This window comes from Bacillus sp. iso_77, from assembly GCF_056173625.1.
Genome location: NZ_CM149683.1, coordinates 2746041 through 2765988, shown reverse-complemented (window position 1 = coordinate 2765988; position 19948 = coordinate 2746041). Strand labels below are relative to the sequence as shown.

Here is a 19948-nt window from a genome sequence, read left to right as displayed (position 1 = left end):
AACAATTTATGAAGTTGATGAAAGGAGAGAACACATTGGATATAAAAACTCCTCGTTCTTTTGAAACGAGTGATAAAGCTCATGCTGATCTATTCAACGATATGTTGAAAATACTGATTCATAACGACACTGGTATATTAGAACAATTAACTAATCATATCGATGATTCGAGACAGCACTCTTCAGAACTAGAAAAAAAGAAATGGAATGAGTCGCAGCTGTATAAAATTACAGGTGATAATGGAGTACAACTTTTAAATATTCCTGTCGGCACAAAAATTTTTGACTCAATTAAAGACAAAGGGACATGTACATTTTATGCGCCCAGTGGAATAGAGGATAGCCCTTCACAATATGCCATTAGAGGGATACAGACAGTGGGACAAAATAATATTGGAACAGGTTTTGCGATAGATACATCAGGTAATGCATATTACTTCTACTATAATTCTGGTCATCTATCTATCACTTGGACTCAGATTCCGACAGCAGCTGAAAAAGATAAATGGAACAACAGTCAGCTTCATAAAATAACAAGAGATAACGGTCAACCCTTTTATAAAAGCATAGGTGAAACCACCGACTATAACGAGATGACAGAAACAGGATTGTATCTCATTTATAATGCTGGTTTAAATGGTCCAAAAGAGATCAAAAGGGCATTTATGATCGTGATAAGTTATGGGAATACCCTATTACAAGCTATATACGATGCAGTTAATGGTCTGAACTCTTTTTATAGAATTAGGAAGACTGACTATACATGGACTGAATGGGAAAGGCAGCTAACATCTAAAGATTTAAATGCTATTCAAGCATTTCCTATTACCAATCCAGATGGTTTTGGAAAATTTCACATAATCAATTCTGTTGATTTTCATGACATACTACCTCGTTATAAAGGTTTTGTTCATTTCACCTCAGACACATCAGCTATTAACGGACCAGGTGTTGCTTTACGAGGGGTTTGGGTATGTAATAGTGCAGGAAACTACGGTTCTATTATTGGTTTTGATAATCTCGGCCGGACATGGCGAAAAACAGTTGTAAATAGCGTATGGTCAAAATGGGAACGTTTGTTAACCAGCGCAGAGCAAATAGAATGGAAGTCCCCGACAACAATAATAAACGGATGGAAACAATACGGCACTCAAAAAGTGCAATTTTATAAGAATCCATTTGGAGAGGTAGAGTTAATTGGTTCTATTACAGGGGGGACTATCGGTTTTGCAGTACCTGTTTTTACATTGCCAAATGGTTATCGTCCAATACAGGATATGCATTTTATAGGGGTAGCATCTAGTATCGGCGCTGGTTCAACACCACAAACACACAGAACACATATTGATACTGATGGTAATGTGTATATACAAAGTGTCTCCAATTCAACAAACCCAAATGAATTTATCACTTTCGGCTTTAAATTCATGGCTGCACAGGAGGGATGAAAGTGAATTGGATATATAAATACGACGGAAAATACAATTACCTTCCAGGGGAAGAAATAGAAATTGAAGAGGAAGCAGACATCCCAAAAGGATATACAGATGTAAGACCTCAAGATGGTTTGTACAACGGTAAATACAATGAAAAGAAAAGGGCATGGTATGAGTCGGCAACACAAGAATACATTGATAGTTTACAGCCAAAAACACTGCCACCATCAGAAATTGAGCTATTAAAACAGCAAAATGCTGATCTCCTTCAGCAGCTGGCAGAGTCAGAAAAGGGAGTGGAAGAACAATCAAAAACAATATCAGAACTTGTCATGCTGCTGAATGAAAAGGAGGTCATTTAATTGGATTGGTTCCGTAGTATTTCATTGTTCTATCAATGGAAGTGTTATGAAAATGAAGATGTAGCAAAATTTGTTCGTTTCGAGAAGATTACGCCGGAACAATACAAAGAAATAACAAACGAAGAATATGCAACTAACGCTGAATAGGCGTTTTTATTTTGCCTTCTTTTAGAATGTGCAAAGTGAGGGAGTAGGTGAGTGTAGTGGAAATGGATTTGACTCAATATTTAATGACACAAGGACCGTTTGCGGTGTTGTTTTGTTGGGTGCTGTTTTACGTATTAAACACAACAAAGGAAAGAGAAAACAAGCTCAATGAGCAAATCGAGGCGCAAAATGATGTGTTAGCAAAGTTTAGTGAGAAGTATGACGTCGTGATCGACAAGCTCGATAAAATTGAACGGAATTTAAAATAGGAGGGAAACATCATGAAAACATTCGACAAAGGCACTGTGATTCGCACAGTGCTTCTTTTTATTGCGCTTATCAACCAAACGCTTGTCATGTTTGGACAAACAGTGCTGCCGATTAGCGAGGAGCAAGTGCAAACCGCAGGAGAGGCACTATATGTGGCAGGTTCCACAATTTTCACTATGGTCACTGCCGTGATCGCTTGGTTTAAAAATAATTATGTGACCTATAAAGGTCAATTGCAAAAAGATGCCCTGAAACAAAGAGGGTTAACAAAATAATTTTTGAAGGAGAAACAATATGGTGAAGATCATTCAAGCACTCATCCCAAAACAAAATCGCAACAGACCAGGAAACAGGATGAAGCCGCTCTATATTACGGTGCATAATACGTCAAACAGTGCAAAAGGCGCTAATGCGGCCAGTCATGCAGCGTTTGTTGCACGTTCGAGTACCGGGGTCAGCTGGCATTACACCGTTGATGATCAGGTGATTTATCAGCATTTACCGTTAAACGAAAACGGTTGGCACGCAGGGGATGGCAGAGGCACCGGCAATATGAAATCAATCGGAATTGAGATTTGTGAAAATGTAGACGGCAACTTTGAACAAGCAGTCGAAAATGCCCAGTGGCTCATTCGAAAGCTGATGGGAGATTTACGAATTCCTTTATCAAATGTAGTGCCTCATAAACATTGGAGCGGGAAAGAGTGTCCAAGGAAACTTCTCGGACGATGGGATCAGTTTAAAGCTGGAATAGCCACAGCGCATACCGGCAGCAAAAGTACAAGAAAACCAGTTCAGGCAGAAAGCTTGAACCATAAAGCACCCGCTTCCAAACAGAAATCGTCAAATCTGCCATCTGGCATTTTAAAAGTCACCAAGCCCTTAACAAAAGGCTCTCAAGTCACTGCCGTGCAAAAAGCCTTATCATCCCTCTATTTTTACCCAGACAAAGGGGCAAAAAACAACGGGGTTGACGGCTATTATGGACCGAAAACGGCGAATGCGGTCAAGCGGTTCCAGCTCATGAATGGCTTAACTGCAGACGGAATTTACGGACCGAAGACGAAGAGCAAAATCGAACAATTGCAGAAGAAGTGATGATCTATAAAAAAAGCTATCAGCAAGTGAGGAAATGCCACCTTGCTGATAGCTAACAAAAAATAACATCTTTTGTGATATAATCAACCAAATCACTATCGTGAGAGGAGTGAAAAATGAAAAAAGAACTGTTCCAGATCATCATGCTGTCAGTGCTACTCATCTATTTCATTTATCACGCAATGACGAGCGATTTTCCTGTGTCCTACACAATCATTCTCATCCTAACTTATCTTTCTGTGATCACATACCGCATCATAAAGTTATTAAGAAAAAACAAAGAACAAACAGAACTGTAAGAGATATGTACATAAAAAAACCATCCTTGATTTTACAAGAATGGTTTTTCGTATGGAGCATAGCGGGATCGAACCGCTGACCTCTACGCTGCCAGCGTAGCGCTCTCCCAGCTGAGCTAATGCCCCGAAGTATTACGTCATAACTTATTATAATCAATCCTCCTGTAAAATTCAAGCTGTAAAACACAAACACCCGGCTATTTTTCTTTCTGATCAATCGGAATATAGTCAAAGATGTCTCCCGAATGAACCGAGTGGGCTAATCGTCTAAGCCAATCATAATAGGCTTTTGAGCTTTCAAGCTGTTCAATGAGCTGTTTCGCTTCCTCTCTTTCATGTTCCGCCGCCTGCTCATCACGAGCTACATCTTGAAGGCGTTCTTGCGCTTCTTCAATCGCTGCTAGATTGACCTCAACCTCTCGTTCCCATTTTTGCGGGAAGAAGTTCATGAAAAACTTAAAAAAGTCTTTCTCAGCAACAAAGCTGTGTTTTCTTCGGCCACGGTGAAAAGTCTTTTTGACAATATTCATGTCTTGCAGTTTTTTCACACCCGTACTCATACTAGGCTTACTCATTTGCAGCTCTTCACGCATTTCATCCAGCGTCATTTCCTCATTTAAATACATCGTTCCATATAAAATACCCGCACTTCTAGTAATGCCATAGAGATCCATTGTTTCAGCGATGGAATCAATGACGAGATCTTTAGCAGCTAAAATGCGTTCTTCTGCTTGTGGCTGTTCCTGCTTTTTCATCTTGTCCCTGCTTTCTATTAAGTGAATTCAATACGTTCAAAAAATCTTTATGGACTATATGTTAACGAAAGAATGCAAAATGTCAAAATAAAAGAAGCATATCCACCCTTTGACAGAAAAATTTGAACATGTTAAATTAATTATGTTCAAAACGTTAAATTTTTATTTAATAAACTTACCAAAGAGAATCAGAGGAGGTTCCTTCTATGAGTCAAACACTATTTATCGATGGACAATGGGTTGGCGCTAAGAGTGGCGACACAAGAGATATCATCAATCCATTTAATCAAGAAGTGATCGCGACAGTCAGTGAAGGATCAAGAAATGACGCGCAGTTAGCCATTAAGGCAGCAAGAAAAACCTTCGATCAAGGTGATTGGGCAAACATGCCTGGACTTGAAAGAGGAAATATTGTGTTCAAAATTGCGGAATTGATTAGGCGAGACCTAGATGAATTAGCCAAATTAGAATCACTTGATACGGGCAAAACATTAGAAGAAAGCAAAGCGGATATGGACGATATTGCGAACGTGTTCCAATATTATGCAGGTCTTGCTGATAAGGATGGCGGGGAAATCATTGCATCGCCTATTCCAAACTCAAAAAGCGAATTAGTCCGAGAACCTGTCGGTGTATGCGGTCAAATCACTCCTTGGAACTATCCATTGCTTCAAGCGAGCTGGAAAATCGCTCCTGCCCTTGCAGCTGGAAATACCATCGTACTAAAGCCAAGTGAAATTACACCATTAACCACGATCAAAGTTTTCAAACTTATGGAAGAAGCGGGTGTTCCAGCAGGCGTTGCCAACTTAGTGCTTGGGCCTGGAGCAACTGTTGGAGATGAGCTGGCTGTCAATGACCAAGTCGATTTAATTTCATTCACAGGCGGTATTGAAACAGGTAAGAAAATCATGCAGGGAGCCAGCGGGAATGTGAAGAAAATCGCCCTTGAGCTCGGCGGGAAAAACCCGAATATCGTCTTTCAAGATGCTGATTTAGACGTAGCGGTTGACCAGGCAATGAATGCTGTGTTTTTCCATGCAGGGCAAGTGTGTTCAGCAGGTTCACGCTTGTTAGTGGAAGAATCCATTCACGATGAATTTTTAGAAGAACTGGTGAAGCGTACGAAAAAAATCAAGCTAGGCAACGGCTTTGATGAAGGAACCCAGAGCGGACCGCTTATCTCAGCTGAGCATCGAGAAAAAGTAGAAAAATACGTCAGCATCGGTTTAGACGAAGGCGCAACATTAGAAACAGGTGGGAAACGACCTGATGCAGAGGAGCTTCAAAAAGGATTCTTCTACTTGCCGACGATTTTCTCAGGCTGTACATCAGACATGCGAATTGTTCAGGAAGAAGTGTTTGGACCAGTCCTCACTGTCGAATCCTTCCAATCAGAGGAAGAAGTCATCGAGCTGGCAAATGACACGATTTATGGTTTAGCAGGAGCAGTTTGGTCTTCTGATATCGGCAAAGCCGAACGAGTGGCTCGTCAATTAAGATTAGGCACGGTATGGATCAACGACTTCCATCCTTATTTTGCCCAAGCACCGTGGGGTGGGTATAAACAATCAGGTCTTGGGCGTGAATTAGGACGTACGGGCCTTGAAGAATATACGGAACTAAAACATTTATATCGAAATTCAAAACCAGAAGCGGTTCATTGGTTTAAATAAATATCACTTATCTGGAGGAGATTCTATATGACGTTAAATATGAAAATTGAAAGCATGCAAAAATTCCATACGTTTGAAATTCCGACTGTCATCAAGCATGGCATTGGGGCAGTGAAACATGTTGGGGAAGAAGTGAAAGCATACGGCGTTTCAAAGGTATTGCTTGTCACAGATCCTGGTATTTATCAAGCAGGTGTTGTAGATCCAGTGATTGCTTCATTAAAAGAAGCGCAAGTTGATGTGGTTCTATTTAATAAAGTAGAACCAAACCCGCCAGTCCGTTTAGTGAGTGAAGGATCTGCGTTATATGAAAAAGAAGGCTGTAATGGTTTAGTCGCAGTAGGCGGCGGAAGCTCAATGGATACAGCGAAGGCTATCGGTGTGGAAGCGACTCATGAAGGATCAGTTCTTGATTACGAAGCGGCTGAGGGGAAAAAACCGCTTGAAAATAGAATCCCTCCGTTAACCACAATTCCGACAACGGCTGGTACAGGTTCAGAGGTCACGCAGTGGGCAGTGATCACTGATGAAGAAAGGGAATTCAAATTCAACACAGGTGGACCGCTCATTGCAGCTCACCTAACAGTGATTGATCCTGAGCTTCATGTATCTATGCCGCCGCATGTGACGGCAATGACGGGTATTGATGCGCTTGCTCACGCGATCGAATGCTATACGATGAAGTTTGCTCAGCCAATTACAGATGCGGTAGCGCTCATGGCCATTGAATATGCTGCTCATTATATTCGCCGTGCCTTTGCCGATGGAGAGGATTTGGAAGCAAGATATGGTATGGCACAAGCTGCGATGCTTGCTGGACTTTCCTATGGCAGTGAATCAGCTGGCGCAGCCCATGCGATGAGCCAAACGCTTGGAGGCATTATTCCAGTCGCACATGGTCAATGTGTAGCGGCAATGATGGGACCTGTCATGGAATATAACTGGAAAGGGTACCCAGAGAAATTCGCTCGAATTGCGCAAGCATTCGGGATTGATACAAGCAGAATGACAACAGAGGAAGCTGCAAAAGCAGCAGTGAATTGGATGTATGATTTAGTGGAAGACCTAGAAGTTCCTTCATTAGAAGAACAAGGTGTACCAAAAGATATGATCGACCGTTTATCTAAAGAAGCAATGAAAGATCCGCAAACAGTTGGAAACCCAAGAGACCTCAACGAAAAAGCATACAACTGGATTTACGCTCGCTGCTTTGATTTAACACCTAAAACAGTGTAACAATGAAAAAAGGCTCCCAAAAGGGAGTCTTTTTTACATCTTATAGCTGTTCTTTAATTTCTTTAATTTGATGAATATGGCGCTTTTCATGTGCGCCGATAAAATCAAGGTATTGCTTTAATGAAAGTTCTTCAAACACAGGATGTGCAATCACGCGTTTGAAATCTTCCTCTGTAAACGTTGATAAAATTTGATTTAATTTCTCACGAGCTGTATCAAGCTCATCTTTTAAATGTGTAGGTGTCACATGCTTCCGATCTGGTTCAACAATACTAGGCGCGGTGGCTTTTTTTGAACGATCCTCTGCCATTTCCACCGGCTTTGGCTCATATTCTTTAATCGGTGCTTTTTTCCCCTCGGCAGCTAGATGTTTTGCTGCAACTAGGTCCATCTTCTTTAAATGATCTGCAACTTCTTGAATACTCCAAGTATCATCAGATAATTTTTGATTTAATTGTTCTTCGCTCAATCCTTGCAGCTCTTGCCACAATTCTTGTCTTGCTTCATGTAATAAACTCATTTCTCTCACCTCAAGATCAAATTTTATCATACTGGTACAAGACAATCATTCTTTAGCTATCCGAGAAATCCTTTAATGAATTGTGATGAAAAATGAAACCTTTACAAAAGTGGTTCGTATTACCTGTTAGAAGGAATACACTTGGATGTGAGCATAGTCTAAATGAATGAAAGGCTGCTCATTTCATAAAGAAAGGGTGAGGAAGATGGATGTGTTTGGGCTGCCTCTTCAGACGCTGTACTTATACATATTGATGGTATCAGGAATCCTGACGCTTGTTTTCGTCTTTTTTGGCGATGTATTTGATGGATTGTTTGAAGCGATTCCTGTCCCGTTCCTTCAACCAACATTGATCCTCGCATTTCTTACCTTTTTCTCGGCTGGAGGATTTATCTCTGAAAAAACAGCAATTGTAGGAAGTGGACTTGGCGCCGTATTATCTGCCATCCTCGCAGTGGTTCTCGTTACTTGTTTAAATGTATTTGTCTTAGTCCCGCTTTCCTCTGCTGAAGAATCTCTTTCATATACGGAGGCCGACCTAAAAGGAAGAACTGGGGAGATCATTGTATCTGTACCAAAAGATGGGTTTGGAGAAGTGCTGTTAATTAGTAACAGCGGAAAAATCTCAAAGCCTGCCGTCAGTTTCGACGAAGAGGAGATTCCATATGGAACCCGGGTGCTGGTCGTCGAAGTGAACAAAGGAGTGTTATCTGTTATACCAAATGAAGAAATCTAGGAGGGAATGCTATGCCAGGAACAACCATATTAATTATTATTGGAATTGTGCTTGTGATTCTCATTGCACTTATTGGTGTATTTGTTTCGAAATACCGGACTGCTGGTCCAGATGAAGCATTAATCGTCACAGGAAGTTACCTCGGAAGTAAAAATGTTCACGTGGATGAAGGTGGAAACAAGATTAAGATTGTAAGAGGTGGAGGTACCTTTGTACTCCCTGTTTTTCAACAAGCAGAGCCGCTCAGCTTACTATCTAGCAAGCTAGATGTTTCAACGCCTGAAGTCTATACTGAACAGGGTGTACCGGTCATGGCGGATGGAACGGCCATCATTAAAATTGGCGGATCAATTGAAGAAATCGCCACTGCTGCAGAGCAGTTTTTAGGGAAAACAAAAGAAGATCGTGAAAATGAAGCAAGAGAAGTACTAGAAGGACACCTTCGCTCCATTTTAGGGTCAATGACAGTTGAAGAGATTTATAAAAACAGAGAGAAATTTTCTCAAGAAGTACAGCGTGTCGCTTCTCAAGATCTAGCGAAAATGGGTCTTGTCATTGTATCGTTTACAATCAAAGATGTCCGTGATAAAAATGGCTATTTAGAATCACTAGGTAAACCTAGAATTGCTCAAGTGAAACGCGATGCAGATATTGCGACAGCAGAAGCAGATAAAGAAACACGTATCAAACGTGCAGAAGCAGATAAAGATGCGAAGAAATCTGAGCTTGAGCGTGCCACTGAAATCGCTGAAGCAGAAAAAATCAATGAGCTGAAAAGAGCAGAATTCAGACGTGAACAAGATACAGCAAAAGCAAGCGCTGACCAAGCGTACGATCTTGAAACAGCTCGTAATCGTCAGCACGTAACTGAACAAGAAATGCAAGTCAAAATCATTGAACGTCAGAAGCAAATTGAATTAGAAGAAAAAGAGATCCAGCGTCGTGAGCGTCAATACGATTCTGAAGTGAAAAAGAAAGCAGATGCGGACCGTTATGCTGTTGAGCAGTCGGCTGCGGCGGAAAAAGCGAAGCGTCTTGCAGAAGCAGATGCGAAGAAATACAGCATTGAAGCAATGGCAAAAGCAGAAGCAGAGAAAGTTCGGATTGACGGGCTTGCCAAAGCGGAAGCCGATCGTGCAAAAGGGGAAACAGAAGCAGAAGTCATTAGGTTGAAAGGACTTGCGGAAGCAGAAGCGAAAGAGAAAATTGCAGAAGCATTCGAACAGTATGGTCAAGCGGCGATTCTTGATATGATTGTGAAAATGCTACCTGAATATGCGAAACAAGTATCTGCTCCACTTTCTAACATTGATAAAATTACAGTTGTTGATACAGGTGGTAACGGGGAAGGCAGCGGCGCCAACAAAGTGACCGGCTATGCGACAAACCTTATGTCCAGTCTTCAAGAAAGCCTGAAAGCTTCCTCTGGAATTGATGTCAAAGAAATTATTGAGAATTTCTCTGGCAAAGGCAATGTGAAACAAAGCATCCAAGAACTGACGAATGAAATCAAACAGCCAAGAAAAAAAGAAATCGCTGATCGTCAAATAGAAGAATAAAAATCAAAAGACACCTTCTGATAGAGGGTGTCTATTTTACTTGGGGCACATGCCGGTGTCTTTTGATAGATGAAGAGAGATTCACAAGAATGCCTGCAGATATCATCATGAACAACAATGAAGATCCGCCGTAGCTAATAAAGGGAAGAGGAATCCCTGTAATGGGGAGAAGCCCAAAGACAGCTCCTAGATTAAAGGCTGCTTGAATCATAATTTGAAAAGTAAGCCCGATCGTTAATAGCTTTCCAAATGGATCTTGTAAACCTTGAACGATTCGAACGGCGCGATACATGATGAGTAGGTAGGCACCCATCACAAACAACAGCCCCATGATTCCCAGCTCTTCACTAATGATGGCCATAATAAAATCTGTATGGGCTTCAGGAAGAAATCCTAGTTTTTGTATGCTTCCGCCTAAACCATTCCCGGTCAGTCCTCCTGAATCCATGGCGAGATAGGAATGGATCAGCTGATAACCATCTCCATCTTCATACATGAAAGGATCACGAAAAGAAGTGATCCGTTTCAAACGATAAGGAGCGGTCACAGCAAAAAAAGTGATCCCTGCCGCAGCTGTCGAACCTAGTAGAATGAGGTGGCGTGTTTTAAGTCCAGCACATAATAAGACGATACCGCAGCTCAATAAAATAGAAACTGCTGTACCTAAATCTGGCTGTTTTAAAATCAATAAAAAAGCTAGACTTAAAAGAAGAAGTGGAGGTAGTACTCCTTTTTTAAAGGATGTAATGTACGCTTGTTTCCTTGCATATACATAGGCAAAATAGATGATCATCACTAATTTCACAGCCTCAGACGGCTGGATGATCAGAGAGCCTAATTGAATCCATCGTTGTGAATTGTTTTTGACAACGCCGATTCCTGGAAGCAGGACAAGGATAAGACATAACAGTGACAGCATCACAAACCACCGAATCCATTTACGGTAAACTTGATATGGAACCAGGGCCGCAGCGATGAAAAAGAAGAATCCAATCAAAAGCCATTGCCACTGTTTCATGAAGAAGTAGCTGCCCTTTCCATATTTTATTTCGCCTAAAGGATAACTCGCACTGTACACCATTAGTAATCCAAAGAAACAAAGACAAACAATCGTCCCAGCAAGAATGTGGTCGATTTTTTTTAGGTGAGAAAGAATCAATGACATCACCTTCAATCCCAGTTACGTCCAAACATGTAGGATGAGGACCTCAAATTGACACTAAACACAAGGCCAATGGCAATCATATTGGTTAAAAGCGCACTGCCTCCATAGCTGATAAAAGGAAGGGCAAGACCAGTCACAGGCATTAGCCCTACTGTCATCCCAACGTTTTGGAAGACTTGAAAAACGATCAGCCCAACCACTCCAGCACATATATAAAGCCCATAAAGGGTATTCGCATGCATTGCCACATGAATCATTCGATAGACCATCATAAGATATAAACAGATCAATAGGGAGGCGCCGATAAAACCAAACTCCTCGCCAATGACTGCAAATATAAAATCTGTATGGGCTTCAGGGATATTTCCCCCTTGTACTTGATTTCCTTTTGTATACCCGCTTCCTGATAATTGCCCTGACCCAATGCCAAGCATTGCTTGTTTCAGTTGATACCCATATGTCGAATCAAATTCATCTGGGGAGAGCCACCCATAAATGCGATCAAGCTGATGAGGTTTAATCACTTTTGTAAAGTGCTCAAAATGTTCATTGTGCAAGTAGGTCAAAAATGCAAGAAGCGCGAGAAAAGAAGCGATCAATGCAGCGATCATCTTACTTGAAATGCCTGACACAAGCATCAGTGTAAAAGCGATAGACAAGATCACAAGTGCCGTCCCCAAATCTGGCTGAATTAAAATCAGGAAAAAAGGAACAGCGGTCCAGCATATGATGTTCATTGTAGGAATCATGCTTTCTTTAAACGAAAAGCGCTGATGTTTGTATCGATTTAAAATAGCCGCTAACAGAAGAATGACAAAAATTTTCATAAATTCTGATGGTTGCACTTTCATGGGTCCCAAGCTGATCCACCTTTGAGAGCCATTTTGATTCGTGCCAAAAAAATGAACGAGAATGATGAGAAAGAGACCACCTGCAAATAATCGAAAAGATAACCGCTCAAGCAGTTCATAATCAAAGTAAGCAACTGCCGCCATAAGGCCAAAGCCGACGATATACCAGAAAACTTGTCTTTTGACGAAATAAAACATATCTTGCGTTTCATACTGTCCCGATCCGCTATACACAGCCAGCAGGCTGATCACAAAGAAGCAAATGACAGTGAATAATAATGCGAAGTCAATGCTGTTCTGTTTTTTCATGTCTCTGTCACCTGCTATGACCTATTTGTCAGCTGGTTTAATACGACCTGCACCGCTGCAGCGTCATCAATATAGCCGATCGGAAAAATATAATCTGGTATTAAATCAACGGGCATAATGAAGTAAAGTAATGCGCCTCCCATCAACATCAATTCTCGAGAAGTCCCCCGTCCGCTCATGAACGAGCAGTACATGCTTTTCAATTGATCAAGAAATGGCCCAACACCGCTTATCGTATCTATCTTTTTTTCAAAATATGCCGAGATCGTTTCTTTTCCCTCGTCTGATTGACTATAGGTCTCATATTCATTTAGCTTCTGTTTCAGTTCATTCTCGCTGAATTTCCCGTCATAGACATCATGATCTTTCAGCGTTCGCTCAATCTCTTCTACGGCTTGAATGAACGTATTACCGTGAACTCTTTCGTTTTTAATTGAAAATCCAGCCGTGGCCAATAGATGATCTAAAGAAATGTGTAGAGCATCTGATAGCCGCTGTAAATGGTTCAAAGTCGGTTTTCTTTTTCCGTTCATGATTCTAGACAGTGTGGCTTTATCAATTTCTGTTTGTGTACTGAGTTCTCTTAATGAAAGAGAACGTATTTGCAGTTGTTCTTTTAAAAACTGCCGAAGCTCAGTTGTTTTAAATTCCATCTCTTTCTTCACCCTTTTCATAAAGTTCAACTCTTCAATAGAAGAAGTCGTACCCAATATATAGGGGTGTTGACAGAATGTCAACGAATATCCATTAGAGATTGATTTTTATAAAATAGCAACTTATCATATGAAACATAGAGTAAGAAATGGCTAAAAGGGGTGTGCAGATGAAGGTTAGACATGCAGTACATAATGATATTCCTAAAATTGCCGAAATTCATGTGAAGAGCTGGCAAACGACTTATCACGGCATTATTTCACAAGAGTATTTAGATGCTTTGAATGTAGAGGAGCGGGAAGAGAGCTGGAGAAGCAGGTCGCTTGAAGGCACGTTTGTCGCAGAGGATGCTGACGGAGTATTTGGTTTTGCTTCCTTCGGAAAACAGCGTGATGAGAGATATTCAATATATGATGGCGAGCTTTATGCCATCTATTTGTTGCAGAGAAAACAGAAATCAGGAGCGGGTATGGCTTTGATTGCAAAAGGTGTGGATTATTTAATAGAGAAAGGCTATCAGAATATGCTGCTCTGGGTATTTGAGCAAAATTCAGCGAAGCAATTTTATCAAAAACTTCAACCTAGTTTTGCCGTCACCAGCCAGTTTGAGCTGGCTGGTGAGAACCATGAAGAAATAGGGTATGGATGGGAGCTGTCTGTACTAAGTGCTCAGATTCAACAGATTATATCGTCAGCTTCCAGTAATAATGAGAGAAAAAAGTAAAAAGGGTGGCGAGTAAAATATAAGATATAAAAGGAGAAGCCTCTACTTTTCCTTTCACACCTGCTATTTTTAATGCCTCATAGAAACTGGCCAAAAAGTAGGCGAGACTGAGGATGTAACAGCACAGCATAATGGAGTAAGGATTCATTGTCGTACCTCCAGCATGAAATCTTCTACTATTAATAGATTCAATAGAGCAGCAAATTATGCATAAAAAAATAACCCGCTGAAACAGCTGGGTTATTTTTGTCGAGGAAAAACCAAACGAGACGCACTAGGGATGAGTAAACAAAGAACAATACTACAAATGATAAATGAAGGAATCATATATGTGCTGTTATAAACTAATGAATACACCCATCCTGGTGTTCCTTTTGGTGCATAATGAGAAAAGAAAACTACACCTGAAATAAAGAACGTCAGCAGTCTGAAGAAACTGGCGACAAATACAGCTAGGATAATATAGAAGAATTGTTTCTTTCGCTTTTTATCCTGAATGGCTTTTTTAATTGATCCTGAGAATAGCCCGCTTAAACAAATCACAACAGATGCGACAAAGTAATCGAGAAACCCTTGTACAGGTGTAGCAATAATAGGATTGTTCATCAGCTGCAGTCCTGCGATTAACACACCGATGATAAATCCAGCAGACACGCCCCATCTAATGGACATGAGAATGACAGGAATCATGATCAGTGCAATTGACCCGCCGTTTGGCATTCTTAAAAAGAGACCTGATAAATAATCTAAAACAAGTGCAAGAGAAGTCATAATGGCGATCTCCATCAGTCGTACTAATTGATTTGATTGCTGCATAAAAAAATCCCCTTTTCACGAATTGTGCAAGGAGAGACCATGTCAGGATGAGTATGTGATTCATAGAAAAACATATCGGCTTGCATACATACATGTATGCAAGTGATTCCACATTCCTACTTCAGTATTAACTGACAGGTTCAAAGGGTCAGAACAACGAATTGTTCACTCTCAGCACGAGGCTCCCCCTGCGGTTATTAAATTTCAATCTATTATAAATATACTAAAGACCTACAGGATCAACAATAGTGAATTACTGAGAGAAGCCCTTTTTGTACGAATATATAGAAAGAGATCAGGAAAAATAAATTATTTAGAAAAAATACTTGTTTCTTCTTTTAAAAGGTGTTATATTTGTATTCGCCGCTGAAACAGCGCGGTTGAGAAATAACATTCGAGAAAAAAGTTGTTGACTTCATTTTGATAGAATGTTATATTAATAAAGTCGCTTCTGAGCGATAACGAAGATGATCTTTGAAAACTAAACAAGACAAAACGTACCTGTTAATTCGAGTTTTTATAAAAAAATCCTATGATACATCATAGGTAGTCAGTCAGACTGACGAGGCAGGAAATGATCACATGCTAAGTTCGCTACATCGTGTAGCAACGCATGTGTGATATGCATCCTGCATACCTCGGAGAGTTTGATCCTGGCTCAGGACGAACGCTGGCGGCGTGCCTAATACATGCAAGTCGAGCGGACAGAAGGGAGCTTGCTCCCGGATGTTAGCGGCGGACGGGTGAGTAACACGTGGGTAACCTGCCTGTAAGACTGGGATAACTCCGGGAAACCGGAGCTAATACCGGATAGTTCCTTGAACCGCATGGTTCAAGGATGAAAGACGGTTTCGGCTGTCACTTACAGATGGACCCGCGGCGCATTAGCTAGTTGGTGAGGTAACGGCTCACCAAGGCGACGATGCGTAGCCGACCTGAGAGGGTGATCGGCCACACTGGGACTGAGACACGGCCCAGACTCCTACGGGAGGCAGCAGTAGGGAATCTTCCGCAATGGACGAAAGTCTGACGGAGCAACGCCGCGTGAGTGATGAAGGTTTTCGGATCGTAAAGCTCTGTTGTTAGGGAAGAACAAGTGCAAGAGTAACTGCTTGTACCTTGACGGTACCTAACCAGAAAGCCACGGCTAACTACGTGCCAGCAGCCGCGGTAATACGTAGGTGGCAAGCGTTGTCCGGAATTATTGGGCGTAAAGGGCTCGCAGGCGGTTTCTTAAGTCTGATGTGAAAGCCCCCGGCTCAACCGGGGAGGGTCATTGGAAACTGGGAAACTTGAGTGCAGAAGAGGAGAGTGGAATTCCACGTGTAGCGGTGAAATGCGTAGAGATGTGGAGGAACACCAGTGGCGAAGGCGACTCTCTGGTCTGTAACTGACGCTGAGGAGCGAAAGCGTGGGGAGCGAACAGGATTAGATACCCTGGTAGTCCACGCCGTAAACGATGAGTGCTAAGTGTTAGGGGGTTTCCGCCCCTTAGTGCTGCAGCTAACGCATTAAGCACTCCGCCTGGGGAGTACGGTCGCAAGACTGAAACTCAAAGGAATTGACGGGGGCCCGCACAAGCGGTGGAGCATGTGGTTTAATTCGAAGCAACGCGAAGAACCTTACCAGGTCTTGACATCCTCTGACAACCCTAGAGATAGGGCTTTCCCTTCGGGGACAGAGTGACAGGTGGTGCATGGTTGTCGTCAGCTCGTGTCGTGAGATGTTGGGTTAAGTCCCGCAACGAGCGCAACCCTTGATCTTAGTTGCCAGCATTCAGTTGGGCACTCTAAGGTGACTGCCGGTGACAAACCGGAGGAAGGTGGGGATGACGTCAAATCATCATGCCCCTTATGACCTGGGCTACACACGTGCTACAATGGACAGAACAAAGGGCTGCGAGACCGCAAGGTTTAGCCAATCCCACAAATCTGTTCTCAGTTCGGATCGCAGTCTGCAACTCGACTGCGTGAAGCTGGAATCGCTAGTAATCGCGGATCAGCATGCCGCGGTGAATACGTTCCCGGGCCTTGTACACACCGCCCGTCACACCACGAGAGTTTGCAACACCCGAAGTCGGTGAGGTAACCTTTATGGAGCCAGCCGCCGAAGGTGGGGCAGATGATTGGGGTGAAGTCGTAACAAGGTAGCCGTATCGGAAGGTGCGGCTGGATCACCTCCTTTCTAAGGATATATGGAGCAGCGCACGTTTTTCGTCTTGTTTAGTTTTGAAGGATCATTCCTTCAAACATGTCTCTAGCGAGACAGGATTGTTCTTTGAAAACTAGATAACAATAAGTAATACATTCACATTGAATGCAATGCAAAGTTCATCACACATAGTGATTCTTTCTAAAGTAAGAAATGGTTAAGTTAGAAAGGGCGCACGGTGGATGCCTTGGCACTAGGAGCCGATGAAGGACGGGACGAACACCGATATGCTTCGGGGAGCTGTAAGCAAGCTTTGATCCGGAGATTTCCGAATGGGGAAACCCACTGCTCGTAATGGAGTAGTATCCATACTTGAATACATAGAGTATGAGAAGGCATACCCGGGGAACTGAAACATCTAAGTACCCGGAGGAAGAGAAAGCAAATGCGATTCCCTGAGTAGCGGCGAGCGAAACGGGAACAGCCCAAACCAAGAGGCTTGCCTCTTGGGGTTGTAGGACACTCTATACGGAGTTACAAAGGAACGATATAAGCGAAGAGGTCTGGAAAGGCCCGCCAAAGAAGGTAACAGCCCTGTAACTGAAATGTTGTTCTCTCCAGAGTGGATCCTGAGTACGGCGGAACACGTGAAATTCCGTCGGAATCCGGGAGGACCATCTCCCAAGGCTAAATACTCCCTAGTGACCGATAGTGAACCAGTACCGTGAGGGAAAGGTGAAAAGCACCCCGGAAGGGGAGTGAAATAGATCCTGAAACCGTGTGCCTACAAGTAGTCAGAGCCCGTTAACGGGTGATGGCGTGCCTTTTGTAGAATGAACCGGCGAGTTACGATCCCGTGCAAGGTTAAGCAGAAGATGCGGAGCCGCAGCGAAAGCGAGTCTGAATAGGGCGCATGAGTACGTGGTCGTAGACCCGAAACCAGGTGATCTACCCATGTCCAGGGTGAAGTTCAGGTAACACTGAATGGAGGCCCGAACCCACGCACGTTGAAAAGTGCGGGGATGAGGTGTGGGTAGGGGTGAAATGCCAATCGAACCTGGAGATAGCTGGTTCTCTCCGAAATAGCTTTAGGGCTAGCCTCAAGGTAAGAGTCTCGGAGGTAGAGCACTGATTGGACTAGGGGCCCCTACCGGGTTACCGAATTCAGTCAAACTCCGAATGCCGATGACTTATCCTTGGGAGTCAGACTGCGAGTGATAAGATCCGTAGTCGAAAGGGAAACAGCCCAGACCGCCAGCTAAGGTCCCAAAGTATACGTTAAGTGGAAAAGGATGTGGAGTTGCTTAGACAACCAGGATGTTGGCTTAGAAGCAGCCACCATTTAAAGAGTGCGTAATAGCTCACTGGTCGAGTGACTCTGCGCCGAAAATGTACCGGGGCTAAACGTATCACCGAAGCTGCGGACTGTTCTTACGAACAGTGGTAGGAGAGCGTTCTAAGTGCAGTGAAGTCAGACCGGAAGGACTGGTGGAGCGCTTAGAAGTGAGAATGCCGGTATGAGTAGCGAAAGACGGGTGAGAATCCCGTCCACCGAATGCCTAAGGTTTCCTGAGGAAGGCTCGTCCGCTCAGGGTTAGTCGGGACCTAAGCCGAGGCCGAAAGGCGTAGGCGATGGACAACAGGTTGATATTCCTGTACCACCTCCTCACCATTTGAGCAATGGGGGGACGCAGGAGGATAGGGTAAGCGCGGTATTGGATATCCGCGTCCAAGCAGTTAGGCTGGGAAATAGGCAAATCCGTTTCCCGTGAAGGCTGAGCTGTGATGGCGAGCGAAATTTAGTAGCGAAGTTCCTGATTCCACACTGCCAAGAAAAGCCTCTAGCGAGGTGAGAGGTGCCCGTACCGCAAACCGACACAGGTAGGCGAGGAGAGAATCCTAAGGTGATCGAGAGAACTCTCGTTAAGGAACTCGGCAAAATGACCCCGTAACTTCGGGAGAAGGGGTGCTTCTTAGGGTGTTAAAGCCCCGAGAAGCCGCAGTGAATAGGCCCAGGCGACTGTTTAGCAAAAACACAGGTCTCTGCGAAGCCGTAAGGCGAAGTATAGGGGCTGACGCCTGCCCGGTGCTGGAAGGTTAAGAGGAGCGCTTAGCGTAAGCGAAGGTGCGAATTGAAGCCCCAGTAAACGGCGGCCGTAACTATAACGGTCCTAAGGTAGCGAAATTCCTTGTCGGGTAAGTTCCGACCCGCACGAAAGGCGCAACGATCTGGGCACTGTCTCAACGAGAGACTCGGTGAAATTATAGTACCTGTGAAGATGCAGGTTACCCGCGACAGGACGGAAAGACCCCGTGGAGCTTTACTGCAGCCTGATATTGAATGTTGGTACAGCTTGTACAGGATAGGTAGGAGCCTTGGAAACCGGAGCGCTAGCTTCGGTGGAGGCATCGGTGGGATACTACCCTGGCTGTATTGACCTTCTAACCCGCTGCCCTTATCGGGCAGGGAGACAGTGTCAGGTGGGCAGTTTGACTGGGGCGGTCGCCTCCTAAAATGTAACGGAGGCGCCCAAAGGTTCCCTCAGAATGGTTGGAAATCATTCGCAGAGTGTAAAGGCACAAGGGAGCTTGACTGCGAGACCTACAAGTCGAGCAGGGACGAAAGTCGGGCTTAGTGATCCGGTGGTTCCGCATGGAAGGGCCATCGCTCAACGGATAAAAGCTACCCCGGGGATAACAGGCTTATCTCCCCCAAGAGTCCACATCGACGGGGAGGTTTGGCACCTCGATGTCGGCTCATCGCATCCTGGGGCTGTAGTCGGTCCCAAGGGTTGGGCTGTTCGCCCATTAAAGCGGTACGCGAGCTGGGTTCAGAACGTCGTGAGACAGTTCGGTCCCTATCCGTCGCGGGCGCAGGAAATTTGAGAGGAGCTGTCCTTAGTACGAGAGGACCGGGATGGACGCACCGCTGGTGTACCAGTTGTTCTGCCAAGGGCATCGCTGGGTAGCTATGTGCGGACGGGATAAGTGCTGAAAGCATCTAAGCATGAAGCCCCCCTCAAGATGAGATTTCCCATTCCGCAAGGAAGTAAGATCCCTGAAAGATGATCAGGTTGATAGGTCTGAGGTGGAAGCGTGGTGACACGTGGAGCTGACAGATACTAATAGATCGAGGACTTAACCTATATTCTAATGTGAAAAATGAACATTGTTATCTAGTTTT

The 19948-nt window shown here is 43.6% G+C and carries 18 protein-coding genes, 1 tRNA gene, 2 rRNA genes and 1 riboswitch; of the genes, 14 read left to right on the top strand and 7 right to left on the bottom strand.

Features of this window, described 5'->3' with window-relative positions:
- Nucleotides 1–35: 35 nt before the first annotated feature.
- The 7 genes from AC0VYC_RS14275 to AC0VYC_RS14245 all read left to right on the top strand — a co-directional run bounded on the left by AC0VYC_RS14275 (nt 36) and on the right by AC0VYC_RS14245 (nt 3612).
- The gene (locus AC0VYC_RS14275; protein ID WP_138278936.1) at nt 36–1448 is read left to right on the top strand and encodes a hypothetical protein; all 1413 of its coding nucleotides are present in this window, start codon (nt 36–38) and stop codon (nt 1446–1448) included.
- 2 nt (nt 1449–1450) lie between these two features.
- On the top strand, nt 1451–1798 hold the full coding sequence (locus tag AC0VYC_RS14270; RefSeq protein ID WP_138278935.1) for a hypothetical protein: 348 nt from the start codon (nt 1451–1453) through the stop codon (nt 1796–1798).
- Complete coding sequence (locus AC0VYC_RS14265) at nt 1799–1945, top strand: XkdX family protein (protein WP_008344064.1); 147 nt, start codon at nt 1799–1801, stop codon at nt 1943–1945.
- Nucleotides 1946–2001: 56 nt separating this feature from the next.
- Nucleotides 2002–2214, top strand: a complete 213-nt coding sequence (locus tag AC0VYC_RS14260) for a BhlA/UviB family holin-like peptide (protein WP_008344062.1) — start codon at nt 2002–2004, stop codon at nt 2212–2214.
- Between the two features lie 12 nt (nt 2215–2226).
- On the top strand, nt 2227–2490 hold the full coding sequence (locus AC0VYC_RS14255; protein WP_019743388.1) for a phage holin: 264 nt from the start codon (nt 2227–2229) through the stop codon (nt 2488–2490).
- A gap of 19 nt (nt 2491–2509) precedes the next feature.
- On the top strand, nt 2510–3313 hold the full coding sequence (locus AC0VYC_RS14250; RefSeq protein WP_335350713.1) for a peptidoglycan recognition protein family protein: 804 nt from the start codon (nt 2510–2512) through the stop codon (nt 3311–3313).
- Nucleotides 3314–3429: 116 nt separating this feature from the next.
- Complete coding sequence (locus tag AC0VYC_RS14245; protein ID WP_041507665.1) at nt 3430–3612, top strand: hypothetical protein; 183 nt, start codon at nt 3430–3432, stop codon at nt 3610–3612.
- Nucleotides 3613–3665: 53 nt separating this feature from the next.
- Here the strand turns inward: AC0VYC_RS14245 and AC0VYC_RS14240 are convergent.
- Both AC0VYC_RS14240 and cudC read right to left on the bottom strand, forming a co-directional pair.
- Nucleotides 3666–3738, bottom strand: a tRNA-Ala gene (locus AC0VYC_RS14240).
- Nucleotides 3739–3809: 71 nt separating this feature from the next.
- A complete protein-coding gene (gene cudC / locus AC0VYC_RS14235; protein ID WP_025207856.1) occupies nt 3810–4367 on the bottom strand; it encodes a choline uptake/conversion transcriptional regulator CudC in 558 nt (185 codons plus the stop codon).
- A gap of 206 nt (nt 4368–4573) precedes the next feature.
- Here cudC and betB point away from each other — a divergent pair, with 206 nt between their 5' ends.
- Both betB and AC0VYC_RS14225 read left to right on the top strand, forming a co-directional pair.
- Nucleotides 4574–6043, top strand: coding sequence for a betaine-aldehyde dehydrogenase (betB, locus tag AC0VYC_RS14230; RefSeq protein WP_475388712.1), 1470 nt, complete (start codon nt 4574–4576; stop codon nt 6041–6043).
- Nucleotides 6044–6070: 27 nt separating this feature from the next.
- A complete protein-coding gene (locus AC0VYC_RS14225) occupies nt 6071–7279 on the top strand; it encodes an iron-containing alcohol dehydrogenase (protein WP_025207855.1) in 1209 nt (402 codons plus the stop codon).
- 40 nt (nt 7280–7319) lie between these two features.
- On the opposite strand, the gene AC0VYC_RS14220 is transcribed toward AC0VYC_RS14225, so the two are convergent.
- On the bottom strand, nt 7320–7799 hold the full coding sequence (locus AC0VYC_RS14220; protein WP_073416001.1) for a DinB family protein: 480 nt from the start codon (nt 7797–7799) through the stop codon (nt 7320–7322).
- Between the two features lie 205 nt (nt 7800–8004).
- Here AC0VYC_RS14220 and AC0VYC_RS14215 point away from each other — a divergent pair, with 205 nt between their 5' ends.
- Both AC0VYC_RS14215 and AC0VYC_RS14210 read left to right on the top strand, forming a co-directional pair.
- Complete coding sequence (locus AC0VYC_RS14215) at nt 8005–8535, top strand: NfeD family membrane protein (RefSeq protein ID WP_017359006.1); 531 nt, start codon at nt 8005–8007, stop codon at nt 8533–8535.
- Nucleotides 8536–8546: 11 nt separating this feature from the next.
- Complete coding sequence (locus tag AC0VYC_RS14210) at nt 8547–10094, top strand: flotillin family protein (protein ID WP_008344044.1); 1548 nt, start codon at nt 8547–8549, stop codon at nt 10092–10094.
- A gap of 31 nt (nt 10095–10125) precedes the next feature.
- Here the strand turns inward: AC0VYC_RS14210 and ftsW are convergent, their stop codons facing one another.
- The 3 genes from ftsW to AC0VYC_RS14195 are packed head-to-tail and all read right to left on the bottom strand — an operon-like array spanning nt 10126 to nt 13093.
- Nucleotides 10126–11259 carry a putative lipid II flippase FtsW gene (ftsW, locus tag AC0VYC_RS14205; RefSeq protein WP_475388708.1) on the bottom strand — a complete coding sequence of 378 codons (1134 nt, stop codon included), beginning with the start codon at nt 11257–11259 and terminating at the stop codon, nt 10126–10128.
- A 5-nt stretch (nt 11260–11264) separates the two neighbouring features.
- A complete protein-coding gene (gene rodA, locus AC0VYC_RS14200; RefSeq protein ID WP_008344041.1) occupies nt 11265–12419 on the bottom strand; it encodes a rod shape-determining protein RodA in 1155 nt (384 codons plus the stop codon).
- 14 nt (nt 12420–12433) lie between these two features.
- Complete coding sequence (locus AC0VYC_RS14195) at nt 12434–13093, bottom strand: DUF1232 domain-containing protein (protein ID WP_335350711.1); 660 nt, start codon at nt 13091–13093, stop codon at nt 12434–12436.
- A 149-nt stretch (nt 13094–13242) separates the two neighbouring features.
- On the opposite strand from AC0VYC_RS14195, the gene AC0VYC_RS14190 reads away from it, so the two are divergent.
- Nucleotides 13243–13797 carry a GNAT family N-acetyltransferase gene (locus AC0VYC_RS14190; RefSeq protein WP_138278929.1) on the top strand — a complete coding sequence of 185 codons (555 nt, stop codon included), beginning with the start codon at nt 13243–13245 and terminating at the stop codon, nt 13795–13797.
- Between the two features lie 240 nt (nt 13798–14037).
- Here AC0VYC_RS14190 and thiT read toward each other — a convergent pair whose 3' ends face one another.
- Nucleotides 14038–14613, bottom strand: coding sequence for an energy-coupled thiamine transporter ThiT (gene thiT / locus AC0VYC_RS14185; RefSeq protein WP_007500615.1), 576 nt, complete (start codon nt 14611–14613; stop codon nt 14038–14040).
- Between the two features lie 96 nt (nt 14614–14709).
- A riboswitch (TPP riboswitch) is annotated at nt 14710–14812 on the bottom strand.
- A 436-nt stretch (nt 14813–15248) separates the two neighbouring features.
- On the opposite strand from thiT, the gene AC0VYC_RS14180 reads away from it, so the two are divergent.
- Nucleotides 15249–16797 (top strand): 16S ribosomal RNA (locus tag AC0VYC_RS14180).
- 182 nt (nt 16798–16979) lie between these two features.
- Nucleotides 16980–19910, top strand: a 23S ribosomal RNA gene (locus AC0VYC_RS14175).
- Together the 16S and 23S rRNA genes form the textbook arrangement of a ribosomal RNA operon.
- Nucleotides 19911–19948: the final 38 nt, after the last annotated feature.

What these genes read in the sequence shown, in the direction of transcription:
- AC0VYC_RS14255 (WP_019743388.1), top strand. Translation starts at nt 2,227, where the DNA reads ATGAAAACATTCGACAAAGGCACTGTGATTCGCACAGTGCTTCTTTTT.
- AC0VYC_RS14250 (WP_335350713.1), top strand. Translation starts at nt 2,510, where the DNA reads ATGGTGAAGATCATTCAAGCACTCATCCCAAAACAAAATCGCAACAGA.
- AC0VYC_RS14245 (WP_041507665.1), top strand. Translation starts at nt 3,430, where the DNA reads ATGAAAAAAGAACTGTTCCAGATCATCATGCTGTCAGTGCTACTCATC.
- cudC (WP_025207856.1), bottom strand. Translation starts at nt 4,367, where the DNA reads ATGAAAAAGCAGGAACAGCCACAAGCAGAAGAACGCATTTTAGCTGCT.
- betB (WP_475388712.1), top strand. Translation starts at nt 4,574, where the DNA reads ATGAGTCAAACACTATTTATCGATGGACAATGGGTTGGCGCTAAGAGT.
- AC0VYC_RS14225 (WP_025207855.1), top strand. Translation starts at nt 6,071, where the DNA reads ATGACGTTAAATATGAAAATTGAAAGCATGCAAAAATTCCATACGTTT.
- AC0VYC_RS14220 (WP_073416001.1), bottom strand. Translation starts at nt 7,799, where the DNA reads ATGAGTTTATTACATGAAGCAAGACAAGAATTGTGGCAAGAGCTGCAA.
- AC0VYC_RS14215 (WP_017359006.1), top strand. Translation starts at nt 8,005, where the DNA reads ATGGATGTGTTTGGGCTGCCTCTTCAGACGCTGTACTTATACATATTG.
- AC0VYC_RS14210 (WP_008344044.1), top strand. Translation starts at nt 8,547, where the DNA reads ATGCCAGGAACAACCATATTAATTATTATTGGAATTGTGCTTGTGATT.
- ftsW (WP_475388708.1), bottom strand. Translation starts at nt 11,259, where the DNA reads ATGTCATTGATTCTTTCTCACCTAAAAAAAATCGACCACATTCTTGCT.
- rodA (WP_008344041.1), bottom strand. Translation starts at nt 12,419, where the DNA reads ATGAAAAAACAGAACAGCATTGACTTCGCATTATTATTCACTGTCATT.
- AC0VYC_RS14195 (WP_335350711.1), bottom strand. Translation starts at nt 13,093, where the DNA reads ATGAAAAGGGTGAAGAAAGAGATGGAATTTAAAACAACTGAGCTTCGG.
- AC0VYC_RS14190 (WP_138278929.1), top strand. Translation starts at nt 13,243, where the DNA reads ATGAAGGTTAGACATGCAGTACATAATGATATTCCTAAAATTGCCGAA.
- thiT (WP_007500615.1), bottom strand. Translation starts at nt 14,613, where the DNA reads ATGCAGCAATCAAATCAATTAGTACGACTGATGGAGATCGCCATTATG.